This is a genomic window from Comamonas antarctica (assembly GCF_013363755.1).
GTDB lineage: Bacteria > Pseudomonadota > Gammaproteobacteria > Burkholderiales > Burkholderiaceae_C > Comamonas > Comamonas antarctica.
This window is the reverse complement of the sequence record NZ_CP054840.1, coordinates 2,399,728-2,414,172: the sequence shown is the minus strand read 5'-3', so window position 1 is coordinate 2,414,172 and position 14,445 is coordinate 2,399,728. Positions and strand designations below refer to the sequence as shown.

Genomic DNA, 14,445 nt, shown 5'->3' with positions numbered 1-14,445 from the left:
CTGAAAGAGGTTTGTGATGAAGAATCCCGTAGTGCGTCGTTCCCTGCTGGCTGCCGCGGTCGCGGCTGTGACCCTCGTCGGCCTGGCCGCGCCGGTGCAGGCCCAGGCCAAGAAGGAACTGGTCATCGGCGGCACCGCCGGCTCGAACATCGACCAGCTCAAGCAAGGCATCGTGCCGATCCTGGAGAAGAAGGGCTACAAGGTCAAGCTGGTCGAGTTCAACGATTACGTGCAGCCCAATCTGGCGCTGGCCCAGGGCTCGCTGAACGCCAACTTCTTCCAGCACCGCGTCTACCTGCAGAAATTCGCGGCCGACCAGAAGCTCGACATCGTCGAGCTGGTGCAGGGCCCGATCGCGCCGCTGGGCGTGTATTCCACCAAGCGCAAGACGCTCGAGGAAGCCAAGACCGGCGACCGCGTGACGCTGCCCAACGACCCCAGCAACCTGGCGCGCGCGCTGGTGCTGCTCGAGCAGAACCAGCTGGTGAAGATCAAGCCCGGCATCGATCCGCTGCGCGCTTCGGAAAAGGACCTGGTCGAGAACCCGCGCCAGCTCAAGTTCATCCCGCTGGAAGCCGCGCAACTGCCGCGCTCGCTGGGTGATACCGAGTACGCGATCATCAACGGCAACTTCGCGATCTCCTCGGGCCTGAAGCTGACCGAGGCCGTGAAGCTGGAGAAGACCCCCGACCATTACCTGAACGTGGTCGCGGTCAAGCGTGCCGACAAGGACACGGCATGGGCCAAGGACCTCGAAGCCGCCTACCGCTCGGCGGAATACAAGGCCGTGGTCGACAGCAAGTTCCAGGGCTATGCCAAGCCCTCGTTCCTGCAGTAAGCCGCGCATCGGCATGGCCATGCATCCTGTGGTGTAGGACGCGACCCACGGCCCTTGCCACCCGGGGCTTCCATAATGGGAAGCCCTTTTTGTTTTTGACGCGAGGAGTTTTCATGAGCCAATACAAGGTCGCGGTGATCGTCGGCAGCCTGCGCAAGGATTCGTTCAATCGCAAGCTGGCACACGCCATCGAACGCATGGCGCCCGAAGGTTTCAGCTTCGAGGAAATCGCCATCGACGCGTTGCCGCTGTACAACCAGGACGCCGATGGCAATGAGGTCGAGGCCGTGAAGCGCTTTCGCGCGCAGATCGCCGCCGCCGATGCGCTGCTGTTCGTCACGCCCGAGTACAACCGCTCGATTTCGGGCGTGCTCAAGAATGCGCTGGACCAGGGCTCGCGTCCCTATGGCCAGAGCGTCTGGGGCGGCAAGCCGGGCGCGGTGCTCGGCGTCTCCGTGGGTGCCATCGGCACGGCCCTCGCGCAGCAGCATCTGCGCAATATCCTGGCTTATCTCGACGTGCCGCTGCTCGGCCAGCCCGAGATGTTCATCCAGGCCAAGGACGGCCTGTTCAATGACGATGGCTCGATTGGCGAAGGCAGCCGCGAGTTTCTCCAGGGCTGGCTGCACCGCTATGTCGAGTGGGTGAAGAAGCACGCCGTCTGAGGCGCAGTTGCAGGCAAAGAAAAACCGGCCAGAGGCCGGTTTTTTCATGGTGTGCGCGTCTCGCGGCGCAACTCAGAACTGGTAGGCGGCGCTCACGCCCGTGATCCACTGCCGGCCCGGGGCGCCTTCGAAGTAGCGCTGGTTGCCATCGTTGACGATGACCGAGCCGACATACTTGCGGTCGAACAGGTTGTCGACGCGTGCAAACGCACGCAGCGTCCAGGGGCCCATGACCTTGCGGTAGCCGATGCTGGCCGCAGCCACGGTGTACGACGGAGCGGATTCGCTGTTGGCGTCGTTCACGTAGACCTGGCCCATGTACTCGGCCGACACCCCAACGCGCCACTCGGAAGTGAGGTCGTAGTCCAGGCCCAGCGCCAGATGCTGCTTGGCCAGGCCAGGCAGCATGTTGCCCGCGGCGGCGGTGCCCGACGCCTGGAGGAACTTGGCGTCGAGGTAGGTATAGGCAGCCTGCAGCTTCCACTGCGGCGCCAGGCGCAGGTCGGCTTGCAGTTCCAGGCCCTGGCGGCGGGTGTCGCCGGCATTGCGGTAAGTGGTGCGGCCGTTGCTGGAGCCGGCGCTGACGATCTCATCGCTGGTACGCGACTGGAACACGGCCGCGCTCCAGCCGCCCTTGACGGCGCCGGTAAGGCGCTCGCGGTAGCCGACTTCATACTGCGTGCTCACGCTGGGCTGCAGGTCGAAGTTCAGGCCGCCGATGCTGCCCGGGCGGTACGACAGTTCGGCAAAGGTCGGAGTCTCGAAACCGCGCCCTGCACTGGCGTAGACGGTCTTTTCGGGGGTGAGCTGATACGACAGCGACACCACCGGCAAGGCCTTGCTGTGGGTCACGCTGCCGGAGTCGTCGGGATTGCCGGCGCGGATGTAGCGGTCGTCCGACTCGAACTTGAGATGGCTGTAGCGCAGGCCGGTGCCCAGGCTCCATGCGGGTGCGAGTTGCCAGGTGGCCTGCACATAGGGGTCGATGCTGGTGACGCTGTTGTCCTCATCGCGGCGCAGCGCGCCCTTGACGCCCAGCTGGCTGCCGACGAAGTTCTCATAGCCCTGGCGGTCTTCCTTGACGGTATCGACCGACAGGCCAGCCGTCACGGTGAGGGGCACCGGCGTATTGCTGAAGCGTCCCGTCCAGCGCGCATCGAGGCCGGCGTAGTCGCGCGACATGTCGATGACGCCGCCCGCGTGGCCGGCGGCGCGTTGTGCGGACTCGGGAATGGACTGGTATTGCTCCATGGAGCGGTGCCCCGCATAGGCCGTGAGCGACACGCTGTGCGCGGCGCTGAGGCGGCGCTCATAGGTCGCGCCGACCTGGGTCTGCTCCAGCGTCTTGCGGGTGTTGAAGGTTTCGGCCACCGCCGAGGCCTGGCGCGGGTTGGCCTGCCACTGGGCCCAGGTCAGCCCTTGCGGATCCTGCGCGTCGGTCTTCATGGTATTGGCCACGATGGTCAGCGTCGCGTCGTCGCCGATGGCGGTGGACAGCTTGGCATTGGCCACATTGCGGTCGGCGGCGCTGTGGTCGCGATACCCGTCGGTCAGATAGCGGCTGGCGCTGAGCACATAGCTCAGGCCCTGGCCGGTCTGGCCGCTGGCCTTGGCCGAAATGCGTTTTTGGCCGTTGCTGCCCACCGTGTAGCCGCCTTCGAGGCTGGGGCGGCCGGTGGGCGTTTCGGTGTACATGCTGATCACGCCGCCGGACGAGTTGCCATACAGCGCGGAGTAGGGGCCGCGCAGCACCTCGACGCGCTCCAGGCTGCCGATGTCGATGTGCGACAGCGAACCCTGTCCGTCGGGCATGGTGGCAGGAATGCCGTCGACGTAAAGGCGCACGCCGCGCAGGCCAAAGGTCGAACGCGCGCCATAGCCGCGTATCGACAGCTGCAGGTCCTGCGCGTAGTTCTGGCGGTTGTTGATCTGCAGGCCCGGCACGCCGGACAGGCTTTCCGACAGGTTGACCTGCAGCTGGCGGTCGCGCATCTGCTCGCCATCGACCACCGTCACCGAGGCCGGCGTCTGCTCCAGCGTCGTGCCGCCCAGCGTGCTGTGGACCGTGATCTCGGAGAGGCGGGCGTCGGTGGCAGGCTGGGCAATTGCCATGCCGTACATGCCGCCGACGAGGACGGGCAGGCCGGCAACCCAGCGCAGATGATGCAGTGTCATGAAGAGAACCTTGTGGTTTGCATGCGCCGGCCGTGGCTTGTGGGCTGCGGCCATGCGCGGCGCAACGCGGCACGGCCGGCGGGGCCGGCAGGTGCTGCGCTGCAGTCGTTTCAGTGGGGAAAGGGCCGGCCTAGGATACAGCTACGCGCGGCAAGGGCCGAAGAATGCCACAGAGCGTTCATCCGATGTCACCGGGCGTTGTAAACACCGAGAATCCCGTGGTTAATGTTCCAGCCGGAGATCCATTTCAGGAGCGCGGCGCAGCCTGGCGGCCCTGGGCGCCATCGATCGCGTCGACGATCGCCTTGCCCGTGCTCTGCACGCCGGGCGAGGCGAAACCCGGGCCGGGCTTGACGCCGGGATGCGCCAGCAATTCGTCGCGTACCTTGAAACGCTCGGCAACCGCATCCGGCAGGGGCTGCGGCGGCTGGGGCGGGGTGCTGCGCAGGTACTGGCGGTAGACCGCGGACTGGGCCTGGTCCATTTCTCGCTTGCTGCGCGCATCCAGATACCAGTTCAGCAGGTAGCCCGAGACGATGGCGATGATCAGCCCGATGGTCACGGCCTTGATGACAAAGGACTCGTCCGTATATTTGCGTGGGCGCTGCGGGGCGGAAGACATGGCTGGGGAGGGGGCAGAAAGGCAGGAGCAGTGAAACTCTGGGTAAACCCTAGCCTAACAAAAAATGCCCCTGTGTCCATGACAGCAGGGGCAATGTCCGAGTGAGCGAGTGCTGCATCACCGCGGCGCGGGCCGCTCGGGCCCGGCAGTTCAAGCGGCAATGGCCAGCTGGCTGCGAATGGCTTCCTCTGCCTGCGCCAGGGCTGCGGCCTTGGCGTCTGGGCCCATGGCCACGCCTTCGGCGCGCACGAAGCGCACATCGGTCACGCCCAGGAAGCCGAGCACGGTCTGCAGCAGGCTTTCCTGGTGCTCCATCGCGCGGCCGCCTTCGGAGGTCGAGTACACGCCGCCACGGGTCGAGACGATGATGACCGTCTTGCCCTTGGCCAGGCCTTCGGGGCCGGCCGCGGTGTAGCGGAAGGTGCGGCCGGGCTGGGCAATGCGGTCGATCCAGGCCTTGAGCTGGCTGGGAATGCTGAAGTTGTAGAACGGCGCGCCGATCACCACGACGTCTGCGGCCAGGAACTGGGTCACGAGCTTCTCGGAAATCGCGTTCTCGGCGCGCTCGGCTTCGGTCGCGGCGTTCTGGCCGGTGCGAAAGCCCATGGACTGGGCGGACAGGTGGCTCGGGGCATCCTGGGCCAGGTCCAGGTAGTCGACCTGCAGGCCGGGATGGGCCTGGGCCCACGCCTGCACGGTGCGGGCGCTCAGCTCGCGGGAAACGGACATGTCGCCGGTGATGGCGGAATCGATGTGCAGCAGTTGCATGGAAAAGGCTCCTTCGGTGTTGGTTGGGACGGGTATTCCGTCAAGCTTGGTATAGATTATGCCGTTGGGACAACAGCTTGATAAGCTGCGGTTTATGCAATAGATTGTTCCGAAAATAGAACGATTGGAGGCAAGAGTGAATGATCTCAATGACATGCTGTATTTCGCCGAGGTGGTCGAGCGCGGCGGTTTTGCGGCTGCGGGACGGGCTTTGGGCATCCCGAAGTCGCGGTTGTCGCGGCGCGTGGCCGAGCTAGAAGCGCGGCTGGGCGTACGCCTGCTGCAGCGCACCACGCGCAAGCTGTCGCTGACCGAGGTCGGCGAGGCCTACCTGCGCCACTGTCAGGTCATGCGCGATGCCGCGCAGGCCGCGGCCGATACCGTGGCCCAGGTGCGCACCGAGCCCTGCGGTACGCTGCGCGTGAGCTGTCCCGTGACGCTCGCGCAGACCGTGGTGGGCGAATTGCTGCCGGTCTATCTGCAGCGCAACCCATTGGTGCGCGTGGAAATGCAGGTCACGAACCGGGCCGTGAATCTGGTCGAAGAAAGCATCGATGTGGCGCTGCGCGTGCGCTCCTCGCTCGATGACAGCGGCAGCATGGTGGTCAAGCGCCTGGATATGTCGCGGCTGGTGCTGGTGGCGAGCCCCGAACTGCTGCGCCGCCAGGGGCGGCCCACGCGGCTCGAGGAACTCGGGCGGCTCGACTCCCTGGCAATGTCGGCGGTGGACGGGCGCGCGAGCCTGTTGCTGCACGGTCCGGGCGGGCAGGAATATACGCTGGTGCATCACCCACGCTACGTCGCGGATGACCTGCTGACGCTCAAGTTCGCGGTGCTGGCCGGCACCGGCATGGGCTGGCTGCCTGACTACATGTGCCACGACGAGTTGGCCGATGGCCGCATGGTGCACCTGCTGCCGGGCTGGTCGCCGCCGCAGGGCGTGGTGCATGCGGTGTTTCCGTCGCGGCGCGGCCTGTCGCCCGCGGTGCGCGGCTTTCTCGATTTCCTCGCTGAAAGCATGCCGGGCACCAGCCACACGGCGCCGCGTGCGGACCCATAAGATAACAACCAATGGTTCGTTGGGATTTCCAGCAAAGCTGCCGACAATCTGCGCTCAAGGAGAACAGGCATGCATACAAACCCACGCGTTCTGATTGTGCCCGGCTGGCGCGACTCGGGCCCTGGCCACTGGCAGAGCCTCTGGGCCGAGCAGCTGCCCGGCGCCCAGCGCGTGGTGCAGGACGACTGGATCGCACCGCACCGCGAAGCATGGGTGCAGCGCCTCGAGGAATGCGTGCTCTCGCGCCCCGAGCCGGTCGTCATCGTCGCCCATAGCCTGGGCTGCATTGCCACGACACACATGGGCGCGGAGGCGGTCGGGCGGGTCGCCGGCGCGCTTTTCGTGGCGCCGGCCGATCCGGAGCGCCGCGCCCAGCTGATCGACTTCGCGCCCGTGCCTTCGGCCGCGCTGCCCTACCGCAGCGTGCTGGTGGCAAGCAGCAATGACCCCTTTTGTCCGATCCGGCTTGCGGGTGCCTATGCGCGCGCCTGGGGCAGCGAACTGGTGCGGCTGCAGAATGCCGGCCATGTCAATGTCGAATCGGGGCACGGCCCCTGGCCGTTGGGGCTCGCGCTGCTGCAGTCGCTGACGGCGGGACTTGCATGGTCATCCACACCGGCGGAAACTTCGGCCTTGCAGGCTTGACCCGCGCCACCGGGGCGGCCTTGGCCTTGTCTCGGGCTTGGCTCTATATTCCCAGTGCTGATTAATTAACAAGAATATATTCGTTTGAGTTTGAAGGTCGAACTCGCACAATCGAAACACTTCTTTACGTTCCAGGCTTTGCTACCATGAAATCTCTGACTCTCAAGACAGTTTTGGCCAGCCTCGCGTTTGCGGCCAGCGGCGCGGCAATGGCCCAAAACCAGTTGCTCAATGTGTCGTATGACGTGGCGCGCGAGTTCTACAAGGACTACAACGCGGCCTTCGTCGCGCACTACAAGAAGACGACGGGCAAGGACGTGAAGATCGACCAGTCGCATGCCGGCTCCAGCGCCCAGGCACGTGCGGTCAATGACGGCCTCGATGCAGACGTGGTGACCATGAACACGACCACCGACATCGAGTTCCTGGCCAGCAAAGGCGTGGTGGCCAAGGACTGGGCCAAGAAATTCCCCAATGATGCCTCGCCCACGACCTCGACCATGCTGTTCCTGGTGCGCAATGGCAATCCCAAGAACATCAAGGACTGGGACGACCTGATCAAGCCCGGCGTGCAGGTCGTCGTGGTCAACCCCAAGACCGGCGGCAACGGCCGCTATGCCTATCTGGCCGCGTGGGGTGCGGCGCGCGAGAAGGGCGCGACCGAGGCGCAGGCTGCCGAATTCGTCGGCAAGCTCTACAAGAACGTGCCGGTGCTGGGCAAGGGCGGCCGCGACGCGACCGCGATCTTCCTGCAGCGCAATATCGGCGACGTGCTGATCACCTTCGAATCCGAAGTCATCTCCATCGACCGCGAATTCGGCAAGGGCAAGGTCCAGGCGGTCTATCCCTCGTCGTCGATCGTTGCCGAGAATCCCGTGGCCGTGGTGGAACGCACGGTTGCCAAGAAGGGCACGGGCACGCTGGCCAAGGATTACCTGGACTACCTGTACTCGGAAGAGGCACAGGAGATTGCCGCCCAGCATGCGCTGCGCCCGCGCTCGGAAGCGGTGCTGAAGAAGCATGCCGCGACGTTCAAGCCGCTCAAGCAATTCACCGTGGCCAAGTACTTCGGCTCGCTGTCCGAAGCCCAGAAGGTGCACTTCAACGACGGCGGACAGTTCGACAAGCTCTACACGCCTGGCAAGTAAGCCGGCGCGCGCTCCTGCACCATGGCATCCGCTGCTAACTCGGCTCCGGCCGCATCCCTTGCCGCGGCCACGCCCCGCCGGCGCGGCCGTGGCGCCAAACGCGTGCTGCCCGGCTTCGGGCTCACGCTTGGCTACACGCTGTTCTACCTCAGCATCATCGTGCTGATCCCGCTGTCGGCGCTGGTCTTCAAGACCTTCACCATGACCTGGCCCCAGTTCTGGGAGGCCGTGAGCGCGCCGCGCGTCATGGCGTCGTACCGGCTGACGTTCGGCGCCTCGCTGATCGCGGCGCTGGTCAACCTGGTGTTCGGCCTGCTGATTGCCTGGGTGCTGGTGCGCTACCGGTTTCCTGGCAAGAAGATCGTCGACGCGCTGGTCGACCTGCCATTTGCGCTGCCCACGGCCGTGGCCGGCATCTCGCTCACGGCGCTGCTCGCGGGCAATGGCTGGATCGGCCAGTATCTCGAGCCACTGGGCATCCAGCTGGCGTTCAAGCCCGCGGGCATCGTCATCGCCTTGATCTTCATCGGCCTGCCGTTTGTCGTGCGCACGGTGCAGCCGGTGCTCGAGGATGCGGAAAAGGAACTGGAAGAGGCGGCCACCAGCCTGGGCGCGACACGCCTGCAGATCTTCGTCAAGGTGATCCTGCCGAGCATCACGCCGGCGCTGCTCACCGGCTTTGCGATGGCGTTTGCCCGCGCCGTCGGCGAGTATGGCTCGGTCATCTTCATTGCCGGCAACATGCCCATGATTTCCGAGATCACGCCGCTGATCATCATCGGCAAGCTCGAGCAATACGACTATGCCGGCGCCACCGCCGTGGCAGTGGTGATGCTGGTCATCTCCTTCGTGCTGCTGTTGATCATCAATGCGCTGCAAGCCTGGCAGCGCCGCCACGCAGGAGCGCCGGCATGAGTGGAATCTCCTCCTCCCGCAGCCCGGTACGCCGCGCCAAGGCCGGCACGACCGAGGCACCCTGGGTGCGCTGGACGCTGATCGGCATCGCGCTGGCTTTCCTGCTGCTGTTCCTGGTGCTGCCGCTGGCCGCGGTGTTCACCGAGGCGCTGCGCAAGGGCTTTGGCGCCTACCTCGATGGCCTGCGCGAGCCCGATGCCTGGTCGGCCATCAAGCTGACGCTGATCACCGCCTTGATCGCGGTGCCGTTGAACCTGGTGTTCGGTGTCGCCGCGGCCTGGTGCATCGCCAAGTACGAGTTCAAGGGCAAGGCGTTCCTGACCACGCTGGTCGACCTGCCGTTCTCGGTCTCGCCCGTGGTCGCGGGCCTGACCTACGTGCTGATGTTCGGCTCGCATGGCTGGCTCGGTCCCTGGCTGCAAGCCCACGACATCAAGATCATCTTTGCCGTGCCCGGCATCGTGCTGGCAACGATCTTCGTCACCTTCCCGTTCATTGCGCGCGAATTGATACCGCTGATGCAGGCCCAGGGCAGCGACGAGGAGCAGGCGGCCATCGTGCTGGGCGCGACCGGCTGGCAGACCTTCTACAAGGTCACGCTGCCCAACATCAAATGGGGTCTGCTGTATGGGGTGATCCTGTGCAATGCGCGCGCCATGGGCGAGTTCGGCGCGGTGTCGGTGGTGTCGGGCCATATCCGCGGCCAGACCAACACCATCCCGCTGCACGTCGAAATCCTCTACAACGAATACCAGTCGGTTGCGGCATTTGCCGCTGCCTCTTTGCTGGCGCTGCTGGCGCTCGTGACGCTGTTGGTGAAGTCGGTTGCCGAGTGGCGCGCCGAGCGCGAGCTGGCCGCGACCGCAGACCTGCCTCCCGAGCGGCCCACGCCGCTGCCGACGCCAGCGGGCATCCGCTGAAGGAAGAAACACCATGAGTATCGAAATCCGCAATGTCAGCAAGCAGTTCGGCAGCTTCCAGGCGCTGCGCGATGTGAGCCTGGACATCAACTCCGGCGAACTGATCGCGCTGCTGGGCCCCTCGGGCTGCGGCAAGACCACGCTGCTGCGCATCATTGCCGGCCTGGAAACGCCCGACGTCGGCACCATCCATTTCAGCGGCGAGGACACCACCGATGTGCATGTGCGCGAGCGCAATGTCGGCTTCGTGTTCCAGCACTATGCGCTGTTCCGCCACATGACGGTGTTCGAGAACGTCGCGTTCGGCCTGCGCATCAAGCCGCGCAAGCAGCGTCCTACCGAGGCGCAGATTCGCACCAAGGTCATGGACCTGCTCAAGCTGGTGCAGCTCGACTGGCTGGCCGACCGCCATCCGTCGCAGCTCTCGGGCGGCCAGCGCCAGCGCATTGCATTGGCGCGCGCGCTGGCGGTCGAGCCCAAGGTGCTGCTGCTGGACGAGCCGTTCGGCGCGCTCGACGCCAAGGTGCGCAAGGAACTGCGCCGCTGGCTGCGACGCCTGCACGACGAACTGCATGTGACCTCGATCTTCGTGACCCACGACCAGGAAGAGGCGCTCGAAGTGGCCGACCGCGTGGTGGTCATCAACCAGGGCAGGATCGAGCAGAGCGGTTCGCCCCAGGAAGTCTGGGAAAACCCCGCGAGCCCGTTCGTCTACGGTTTCCTCGGCGACGTGAACCTGTTCCAGGGCCGTGCGCATGAGGGCCTGGTGCACATGAGCGGCATCGAGCTCGATGCGCCCGAGGCCGACGACGCCAAGGACGCCAAGGCCTTTGCCTATGTGCGCCCGCACGACCTCGATGTCGAGCGCTATTCGCCGGGCCAGGGCCTCGATGCCCAGGGCCGGCCGCGCGGCATCGTGGCGCGCCTCGATCGCGCCATCGTGGTGGGCCCGATTGCGCGCCTGGAACTTATTCCAGACGACGATAATCATTCCACCACGCAAAGTGGAGAGGATGCCCTGATCGAAGCGCAGATTCCTGCGCAGCAGTTCAAGGACATGGGTTTGCGTGAGGGCGAAACGCTGGTGGTGACACCGCGCAGGGCCAAGGTGTTCATTGACCAGGCTGCAGGCATCTGAGGTCCTTCGGGGCCGGCTGCTGCGGCCCATGAAGGATGGAAATGTTGTTGTTGAACTGGTTTGAAACGGCGCCGCGCCGCGTGCTGGCGCTGATCAGCGCGGCCTGCGTGGCAATGCTGGCGTTTGGCATGTACCTGCAGTATGGCGTCGGCCTCGAGCCCTGCCCGATGTGCATCGTGCAGCGCTATGCGCTGATTGGCGTGGCGCTGTTCACCGGCCTGGGCAGCCTGCGCGGCGGCCGTGGCTGGGGGCTGGGGTGGGGCGTCTTGGCGCTGCTGGCCGCGGGCTTCGGTGCCTTTGTTGCCGCGCGCCAGAGCTGGCTGCAGTGGAATCCCCCGGAGATCGCGACCTGTGGCCGCGACTTCTACGGCATGGTCGAGAACTATCCTTTGAGCCGCGCGATTCCCATGATCTTCCGCGGCTCGGGCGACTGCACCGCCATCGACTGGACCTTCCTCGGCGGCTCGATCGCCAACTGGTCGTTCATTGCCTTCGTGCTGATGGCGCTGGCGCTGCTGGCGCTGTTCGTGCGCCAGCGCACGGCGCGCTGACGCATCCGGCCTGCGGGGCGCCAGCCGCCCCGTATCATTGCCAGCATGAACGTGAGCCATACCACCTGGGGTTTTGCCGCGCGCCTGTGGGACGGCGCGGCCGAGACGGCACTGGCCTGGTGGCGCAGCGTCTACCTGGGCGCCGTGGTGCTGGTGCTGCTGCTGTCGCCCTCGAGCTATCGCGGCCAGTTGCGCGCGCGCATGGCTTATCAGCTCTACGTGCAGACCGGTCCCGTGCTGCTGGGTTTCACGGCCCTCGCGGCGCTGCTGTGCGCGGTGATCACCCGCATCGTGATCGTCACTGCCTTGAGCTATGGCTTGTCGCGCTATGCGCTGGAAATGGTGGTGCGGGTCTTGGTGCTGGAACTGATTCCGCTGACCGCCTGCCTGTTTGTCGCCATGCGCTGCACCATTCCCAACGGCTCGCAGCTGATCCAGATGCGGCTGCGCGGCCATGCCGATGTGCTGCAGCGGCGCGGGCTGGACCCGGTGCGCAGCGAATTGCTGCCGCGCGCCGTGGGCGGACTGTTTGCCTGCCTCACGCTGGCCGCACTCAGCTGCGTCGTGGCGCTGGTCACGGTCTATCTCAGCGTCTATGGATTCACGCTGGCGGGGCTGCCGGCCTACACCCGGCTGTTCGGCCATGTGTTTTCCCCGGTCGTGACCCTGGTGTTCACACTCAAGACCGCCTTCTTCAGCCTGGCGGTGGCGCTGATTCCACTGTCCTCGGGCTGGTACTCGCCTTTGCAGCGGCTGCGCCACGAGGGGCGTGAGCTCGGCGGCCTGACGCGCATGTTCGCCGTGTTGCTGGTGATAGAGATTCTTTCACTGATGGGCAATTACTATTGAGGTTTTGGAGCTTGCCGATGAACCCCAACCCCCCGGCTGCGCACGCGCCAGTGCCTGCTTCGACCGAAGGCGTCGAGCTGCGCCCCGTGGCCCATCTGCGTGCCAAGGCCGCGGCCTTGCTGCTGTTCACGCTGGCGCTGTTGCTGGGCTCGGCACTCTACCTGCTGTATTCGCGCGGGGCCTTCGAGCCCACGCAGCGCCTGGTGTTGACCACTGACGATTCGGAAGGCGTGGTGGTGGGCATGGACATGACCTTCTCGGGTTTTCCGATCGGGCGGGTGCGCGAGATCCAGCTGTCGGAAGACGGCAACGTGCGCATCCTCGTCGACGTGCCGCGCAAGGACGCGCACTGGCTGCGCGAGAGCAGCATCTTCACGCTGGTGCGTGGCCTGGTCGGCGGCACGACCATCAAGGCCTATAGCGGCATCTTGGCCGATCCTGCCCTGCCGCCCGATGCCGAGCGGCCGGTGCTGCGCGGCGATGCGACGGCGGAAATTCCGCAGATCATGGCGTCGGCCAAGGAGCTGCTGAGCAACCTGGGCGCGATGACGGCGCAGGATTCCGCGCTGGGCGGAGCGCTGGGCCAGGTGCAGTCGCTGGCGCAACGCCTGCAGGGCCCGGGCGGCGCGCTGGGCGTCGTCATGGGCAACGAGGCCGATGCGCGCAAGGTGGTGCTCACGCTCGAGCGTGCCAACGCGCTGATGGCCCGCATGGAACAGCTGGTGGTGCGGGCCGACCGCCAGGTATTCGATGCCGACGGCGTGATGCCCGAGGTGCGCGCCACGGTGGTGCAACTCAACGGGCTGCTGGCCGATACGCGCCAGAGCCTGCGCAAGGTCGACGCGGTATTGGTCGAAGCCCAGGCGGTGGGTGCCAATGCCCGGGAAGCAAGCGGCGACCTCGGGGCACTGCGCAGCGAGGTGGAGAGCAATCTGCGCCGTCTGGAAGACATTCTTGGCGACATCCAGCGCAAGTGGCCGTTTGCGCGCAAGCCGGAACTGGAGTTGCCGTGAAAACCATCCTGGGTCTCTCGATGCGCCCGGCGCTCTTCGCCCTGTGCTGCTGCGCGCTGGCGGCGTGCAGCCAGAAACCGCCAGCGGCCGATTGGGCGCTCAATGCCGAATCGGCGGCCGACCGTGCCACCCAGGCGTATCTCAAGGCCGATCAGCGGGTACAGGCGCTGGAATGGAGCAAGGCGCGCGCCGAAGTGGAGCGTACCGCCAGCCCGCAGTTGCTCGCCCGGTTGGCATTGATGCGTTGCGCCGTGGAGCATGCGAGCCTGCAATGGGAGGGGTGCAGCGAGTACCAGGCGCTGGCCATCGATGCGGACCCGCCCGAACAGGCTTATGCGCTTTATCTGCAGGCCGCAGCCATGGCGCCCCAGGCGATCGCGCTGCTGCCCGAGGCCCAGCAAGCGGTGGCGCGCGCTGGCGACGCCAAAGCCGCACTGGCTGCGGTTCAGGCGATCAAAGCGCCGCTTTCACGGCTGCTTGCTGCGTCGATGGCACTGCGTGCGCACGGTCCCACTGCGGGATTGCTGGCCGAAGCCGTCGACACCGCGGCAGGCCAGGGATGGCGTCGGCCCTTGCTTGCCTGGCTGCTGCTTTCGGTGCGCGAAGCGCGGCGACGCGGTGATGAGGACCAGGCTCAGCGGATGGAGCGGCGCGTGCAGGTACTGCAGGGGCAGATGCGTCCAGGCCCGCAGCACTCCACGACGCCTGCTGCTTCAGCGAATGCATTGCCGTGACAGGCGGCAGGGCGCGCTTGCGCGCCCGGGTCACTCCTCGAGCAGTGTGAACAGATCCACCACCTGCAGGCTGTCGGCAGCCTGGGCGGCGTTGTCGATCCACAGCATCGAGCCCATGGAAGAGATTGCCAGCACTACGGTGACGGCAAAGGCGACGAGCGGGTGGCGGGAAACGGATGGGAAGGCTTTCATGGCGGCCTCCTGGACAGGTTGGTGGCGGCGGGACGATCGGCTGTGAGGGCAAACCCTGCACACCTCGATTGCACCGCTTATCCTCGACCACGCCTGTGGGACAAATGCGCATCCGCTTGACACTTGGATGACAGTCCGCTAGGTAGGCGAAAAAAAAGCGAAGCCGCCGGCTTCGCTTTTTGCTGCAGTGCAGGACCCCAGGGGGCGCACCG

The 14,445-nt window shown here is 65.8% G+C and carries 16 protein-coding genes; 12 read left to right on the top strand and 4 right to left on the bottom strand.

Annotation, left to right across the window (positions count from 1 at the left end):
• The first annotated feature begins 16 nt into the window (after positions 1–16).
• Together HUK68_RS11280 and HUK68_RS11275 are read left to right on the top strand one after the other, a co-directional pair.
• Complete coding sequence (locus HUK68_RS11280) at positions 17–838, top strand: MetQ/NlpA family ABC transporter substrate-binding protein (RefSeq protein WP_175504233.1); 822 nt, start codon at positions 17–19, stop codon at positions 836–838.
• A gap of 113 nt (positions 839–951) precedes the next feature.
• Positions 952–1,503, top strand: a complete 552-nt coding sequence (locus tag HUK68_RS11275) for an NADPH-dependent FMN reductase (RefSeq protein ID WP_175504232.1) — start codon at positions 952–954, stop codon at positions 1,501–1,503.
• A gap of 72 nt (positions 1,504–1,575) precedes the next feature.
• On the opposite strand, the gene HUK68_RS11270 is transcribed toward HUK68_RS11275, so the two are convergent.
• The 3 genes from HUK68_RS11270 to HUK68_RS11260 form a co-directional block, all read right to left on the bottom strand.
• Positions 1,576–3,678, bottom strand: a complete 2,103-nt coding sequence (locus HUK68_RS11270; RefSeq protein ID WP_175504231.1) for a TonB-dependent receptor — start codon at positions 3,676–3,678, stop codon at positions 1,576–1,578.
• Between the two features lie 247 nt (positions 3,679–3,925).
• The gene (locus HUK68_RS11265) at positions 3,926–4,300 is read right to left on the bottom strand and encodes a hypothetical protein (RefSeq protein ID WP_175504230.1); all 375 of its coding nucleotides are present in this window, start codon (positions 4,298–4,300) and stop codon (positions 3,926–3,928) included.
• Positions 4,301–4,450: 150 nt separating this feature from the next.
• Positions 4,451–5,068: an FMN-dependent NADH-azoreductase gene (locus tag HUK68_RS11260; RefSeq protein ID WP_175504229.1), complete on the bottom strand. Its 618-nt coding sequence runs from the start codon at positions 5,066–5,068 to the stop codon at positions 4,451–4,453.
• A gap of 136 nt (positions 5,069–5,204) precedes the next feature.
• Here HUK68_RS11260 and HUK68_RS11255 point away from each other — a divergent pair, with 136 nt between their 5' ends.
• The 10 genes from HUK68_RS11255 (at position 5,205) to HUK68_RS11210 (ending at position 14,041) form a co-directional block, all read left to right on the top strand.
• Positions 5,205–6,128 carry a LysR family transcriptional regulator gene (locus HUK68_RS11255; RefSeq protein ID WP_175504228.1) on the top strand — a complete coding sequence of 308 codons (924 nt, stop codon included), beginning with the start codon at positions 5,205–5,207 and terminating at the stop codon, positions 6,126–6,128.
• A 69-nt stretch (positions 6,129–6,197) separates the two neighbouring features.
• Positions 6,198–6,773, top strand: a complete 576-nt coding sequence (locus tag HUK68_RS11250; protein WP_175504227.1) for an RBBP9/YdeN family alpha/beta hydrolase — start codon at positions 6,198–6,200, stop codon at positions 6,771–6,773.
• Between the two features lie 146 nt (positions 6,774–6,919).
• Positions 6,920–7,921, top strand: coding sequence for a sulfate ABC transporter substrate-binding protein (locus HUK68_RS11245; RefSeq protein ID WP_175504226.1), 1,002 nt, complete (start codon positions 6,920–6,922; stop codon positions 7,919–7,921).
• Positions 7,922–7,942: 21 nt separating this feature from the next.
• Positions 7,943–8,836 carry a sulfate ABC transporter permease subunit CysT gene (gene cysT, locus HUK68_RS11240; RefSeq protein ID WP_175504225.1) on the top strand — a complete coding sequence of 298 codons (894 nt, stop codon included), beginning with the start codon at positions 7,943–7,945 and terminating at the stop codon, positions 8,834–8,836.
• The gene (gene cysW / locus HUK68_RS11235; RefSeq protein ID WP_175504224.1) at positions 8,833–9,756 is read left to right on the top strand and encodes a sulfate ABC transporter permease subunit CysW; all 924 of its coding nucleotides are present in this window, start codon (positions 8,833–8,835) and stop codon (positions 9,754–9,756) included. The genes cysT and cysW overlap by 4 nt, the downstream gene beginning before the upstream one ends.
• A 13-nt stretch (positions 9,757–9,769) precedes the next feature.
• Positions 9,770–10,894 (top strand): sulfate/molybdate ABC transporter ATP-binding protein, encoded by a 1,125-nt coding sequence (locus HUK68_RS11230; RefSeq protein ID WP_175504223.1) that lies wholly within the window; start codon positions 9,770–9,772, stop codon positions 10,892–10,894.
• Positions 10,895–10,935: 41 nt separating this feature from the next.
• On the top strand, positions 10,936–11,445 hold the full coding sequence (locus HUK68_RS11225) for a disulfide bond formation protein B (RefSeq protein WP_434082439.1): 510 nt from the start codon (positions 10,936–10,938) through the stop codon (positions 11,443–11,445).
• A 45-nt stretch (positions 11,446–11,490) separates the two neighbouring features.
• Positions 11,491–12,294, top strand: coding sequence for an MlaE family ABC transporter permease (locus HUK68_RS11220; protein WP_175504222.1), 804 nt, complete (start codon positions 11,491–11,493; stop codon positions 12,292–12,294).
• A gap of 17 nt (positions 12,295–12,311) precedes the next feature.
• A complete protein-coding gene (locus HUK68_RS11215) occupies positions 12,312–13,307 on the top strand; it encodes an MlaD family protein (RefSeq protein ID WP_175504221.1) in 996 nt (331 codons plus the stop codon).
• The gene (locus HUK68_RS11210) at positions 13,304–14,041 is read left to right on the top strand and encodes a hypothetical protein (protein ID WP_244146145.1); all 738 of its coding nucleotides are present in this window, start codon (positions 13,304–13,306) and stop codon (positions 14,039–14,041) included. Before HUK68_RS11215 ends, HUK68_RS11210 begins: the two co-directional genes overlap by 4 nt.
• Positions 14,042–14,071: 30 nt before the next feature.
• On the opposite strand, the gene HUK68_RS11205 is transcribed toward HUK68_RS11210, so the two are convergent.
• Complete coding sequence (locus tag HUK68_RS11205) at positions 14,072–14,233, bottom strand: hypothetical protein (protein ID WP_175504220.1); 162 nt, start codon at positions 14,231–14,233, stop codon at positions 14,072–14,074.
• Positions 14,234–14,445 lie beyond the last annotated feature (212 nt).

Excerpts from the sequence above, each read along its gene's own strand:
- cysW (WP_175504224.1), top strand. The coding sequence starts at position 8,833 with ATGAGTGGAATCTCCTCCTCCCGCAGCCCGGTACGCCGCGCCAAGGCC.
- HUK68_RS11205 (WP_175504220.1), bottom strand. The coding sequence starts at position 14,233 with ATGAAAGCCTTCCCATCCGTTTCCCGCCACCCGCTCGTCGCCTTTGCC.
- HUK68_RS11260 (WP_175504229.1), bottom strand. The coding sequence starts at position 5,068 with ATGCAACTGCTGCACATCGATTCCGCCATCACCGGCGACATGTCCGTT.
- HUK68_RS11250 (WP_175504227.1), top strand. The coding sequence starts at position 6,198 with ATGCATACAAACCCACGCGTTCTGATTGTGCCCGGCTGGCGCGACTCG.
- HUK68_RS11280 (WP_175504233.1), top strand. The coding sequence starts at position 17 with ATGAAGAATCCCGTAGTGCGTCGTTCCCTGCTGGCTGCCGCGGTCGCG.
- HUK68_RS11220 (WP_175504222.1), top strand. The coding sequence starts at position 11,491 with ATGAACGTGAGCCATACCACCTGGGGTTTTGCCGCGCGCCTGTGGGAC.
- HUK68_RS11270 (WP_175504231.1), bottom strand. The coding sequence starts at position 3,678 with ATGACACTGCATCATCTGCGCTGGGTTGCCGGCCTGCCCGTCCTCGTC.
- HUK68_RS11230 (WP_175504223.1), top strand. The coding sequence starts at position 9,770 with ATGAGTATCGAAATCCGCAATGTCAGCAAGCAGTTCGGCAGCTTCCAG.
- HUK68_RS11265 (WP_175504230.1), bottom strand. The coding sequence starts at position 4,300 with ATGTCTTCCGCCCCGCAGCGCCCACGCAAATATACGGACGAGTCCTTT.
- HUK68_RS11215 (WP_175504221.1), top strand. The coding sequence starts at position 12,312 with ATGAACCCCAACCCCCCGGCTGCGCACGCGCCAGTGCCTGCTTCGACC.
- HUK68_RS11275 (WP_175504232.1), top strand. The coding sequence starts at position 952 with ATGAGCCAATACAAGGTCGCGGTGATCGTCGGCAGCCTGCGCAAGGAT.
- HUK68_RS11225 (WP_434082439.1), top strand. The coding sequence starts at position 10,936 with ATGTTGTTGTTGAACTGGTTTGAAACGGCGCCGCGCCGCGTGCTGGCG.
- HUK68_RS11245 (WP_175504226.1), top strand. The coding sequence starts at position 6,920 with ATGAAATCTCTGACTCTCAAGACAGTTTTGGCCAGCCTCGCGTTTGCG.
- cysT (WP_175504225.1), top strand. The coding sequence starts at position 7,943 with ATGGCATCCGCTGCTAACTCGGCTCCGGCCGCATCCCTTGCCGCGGCC.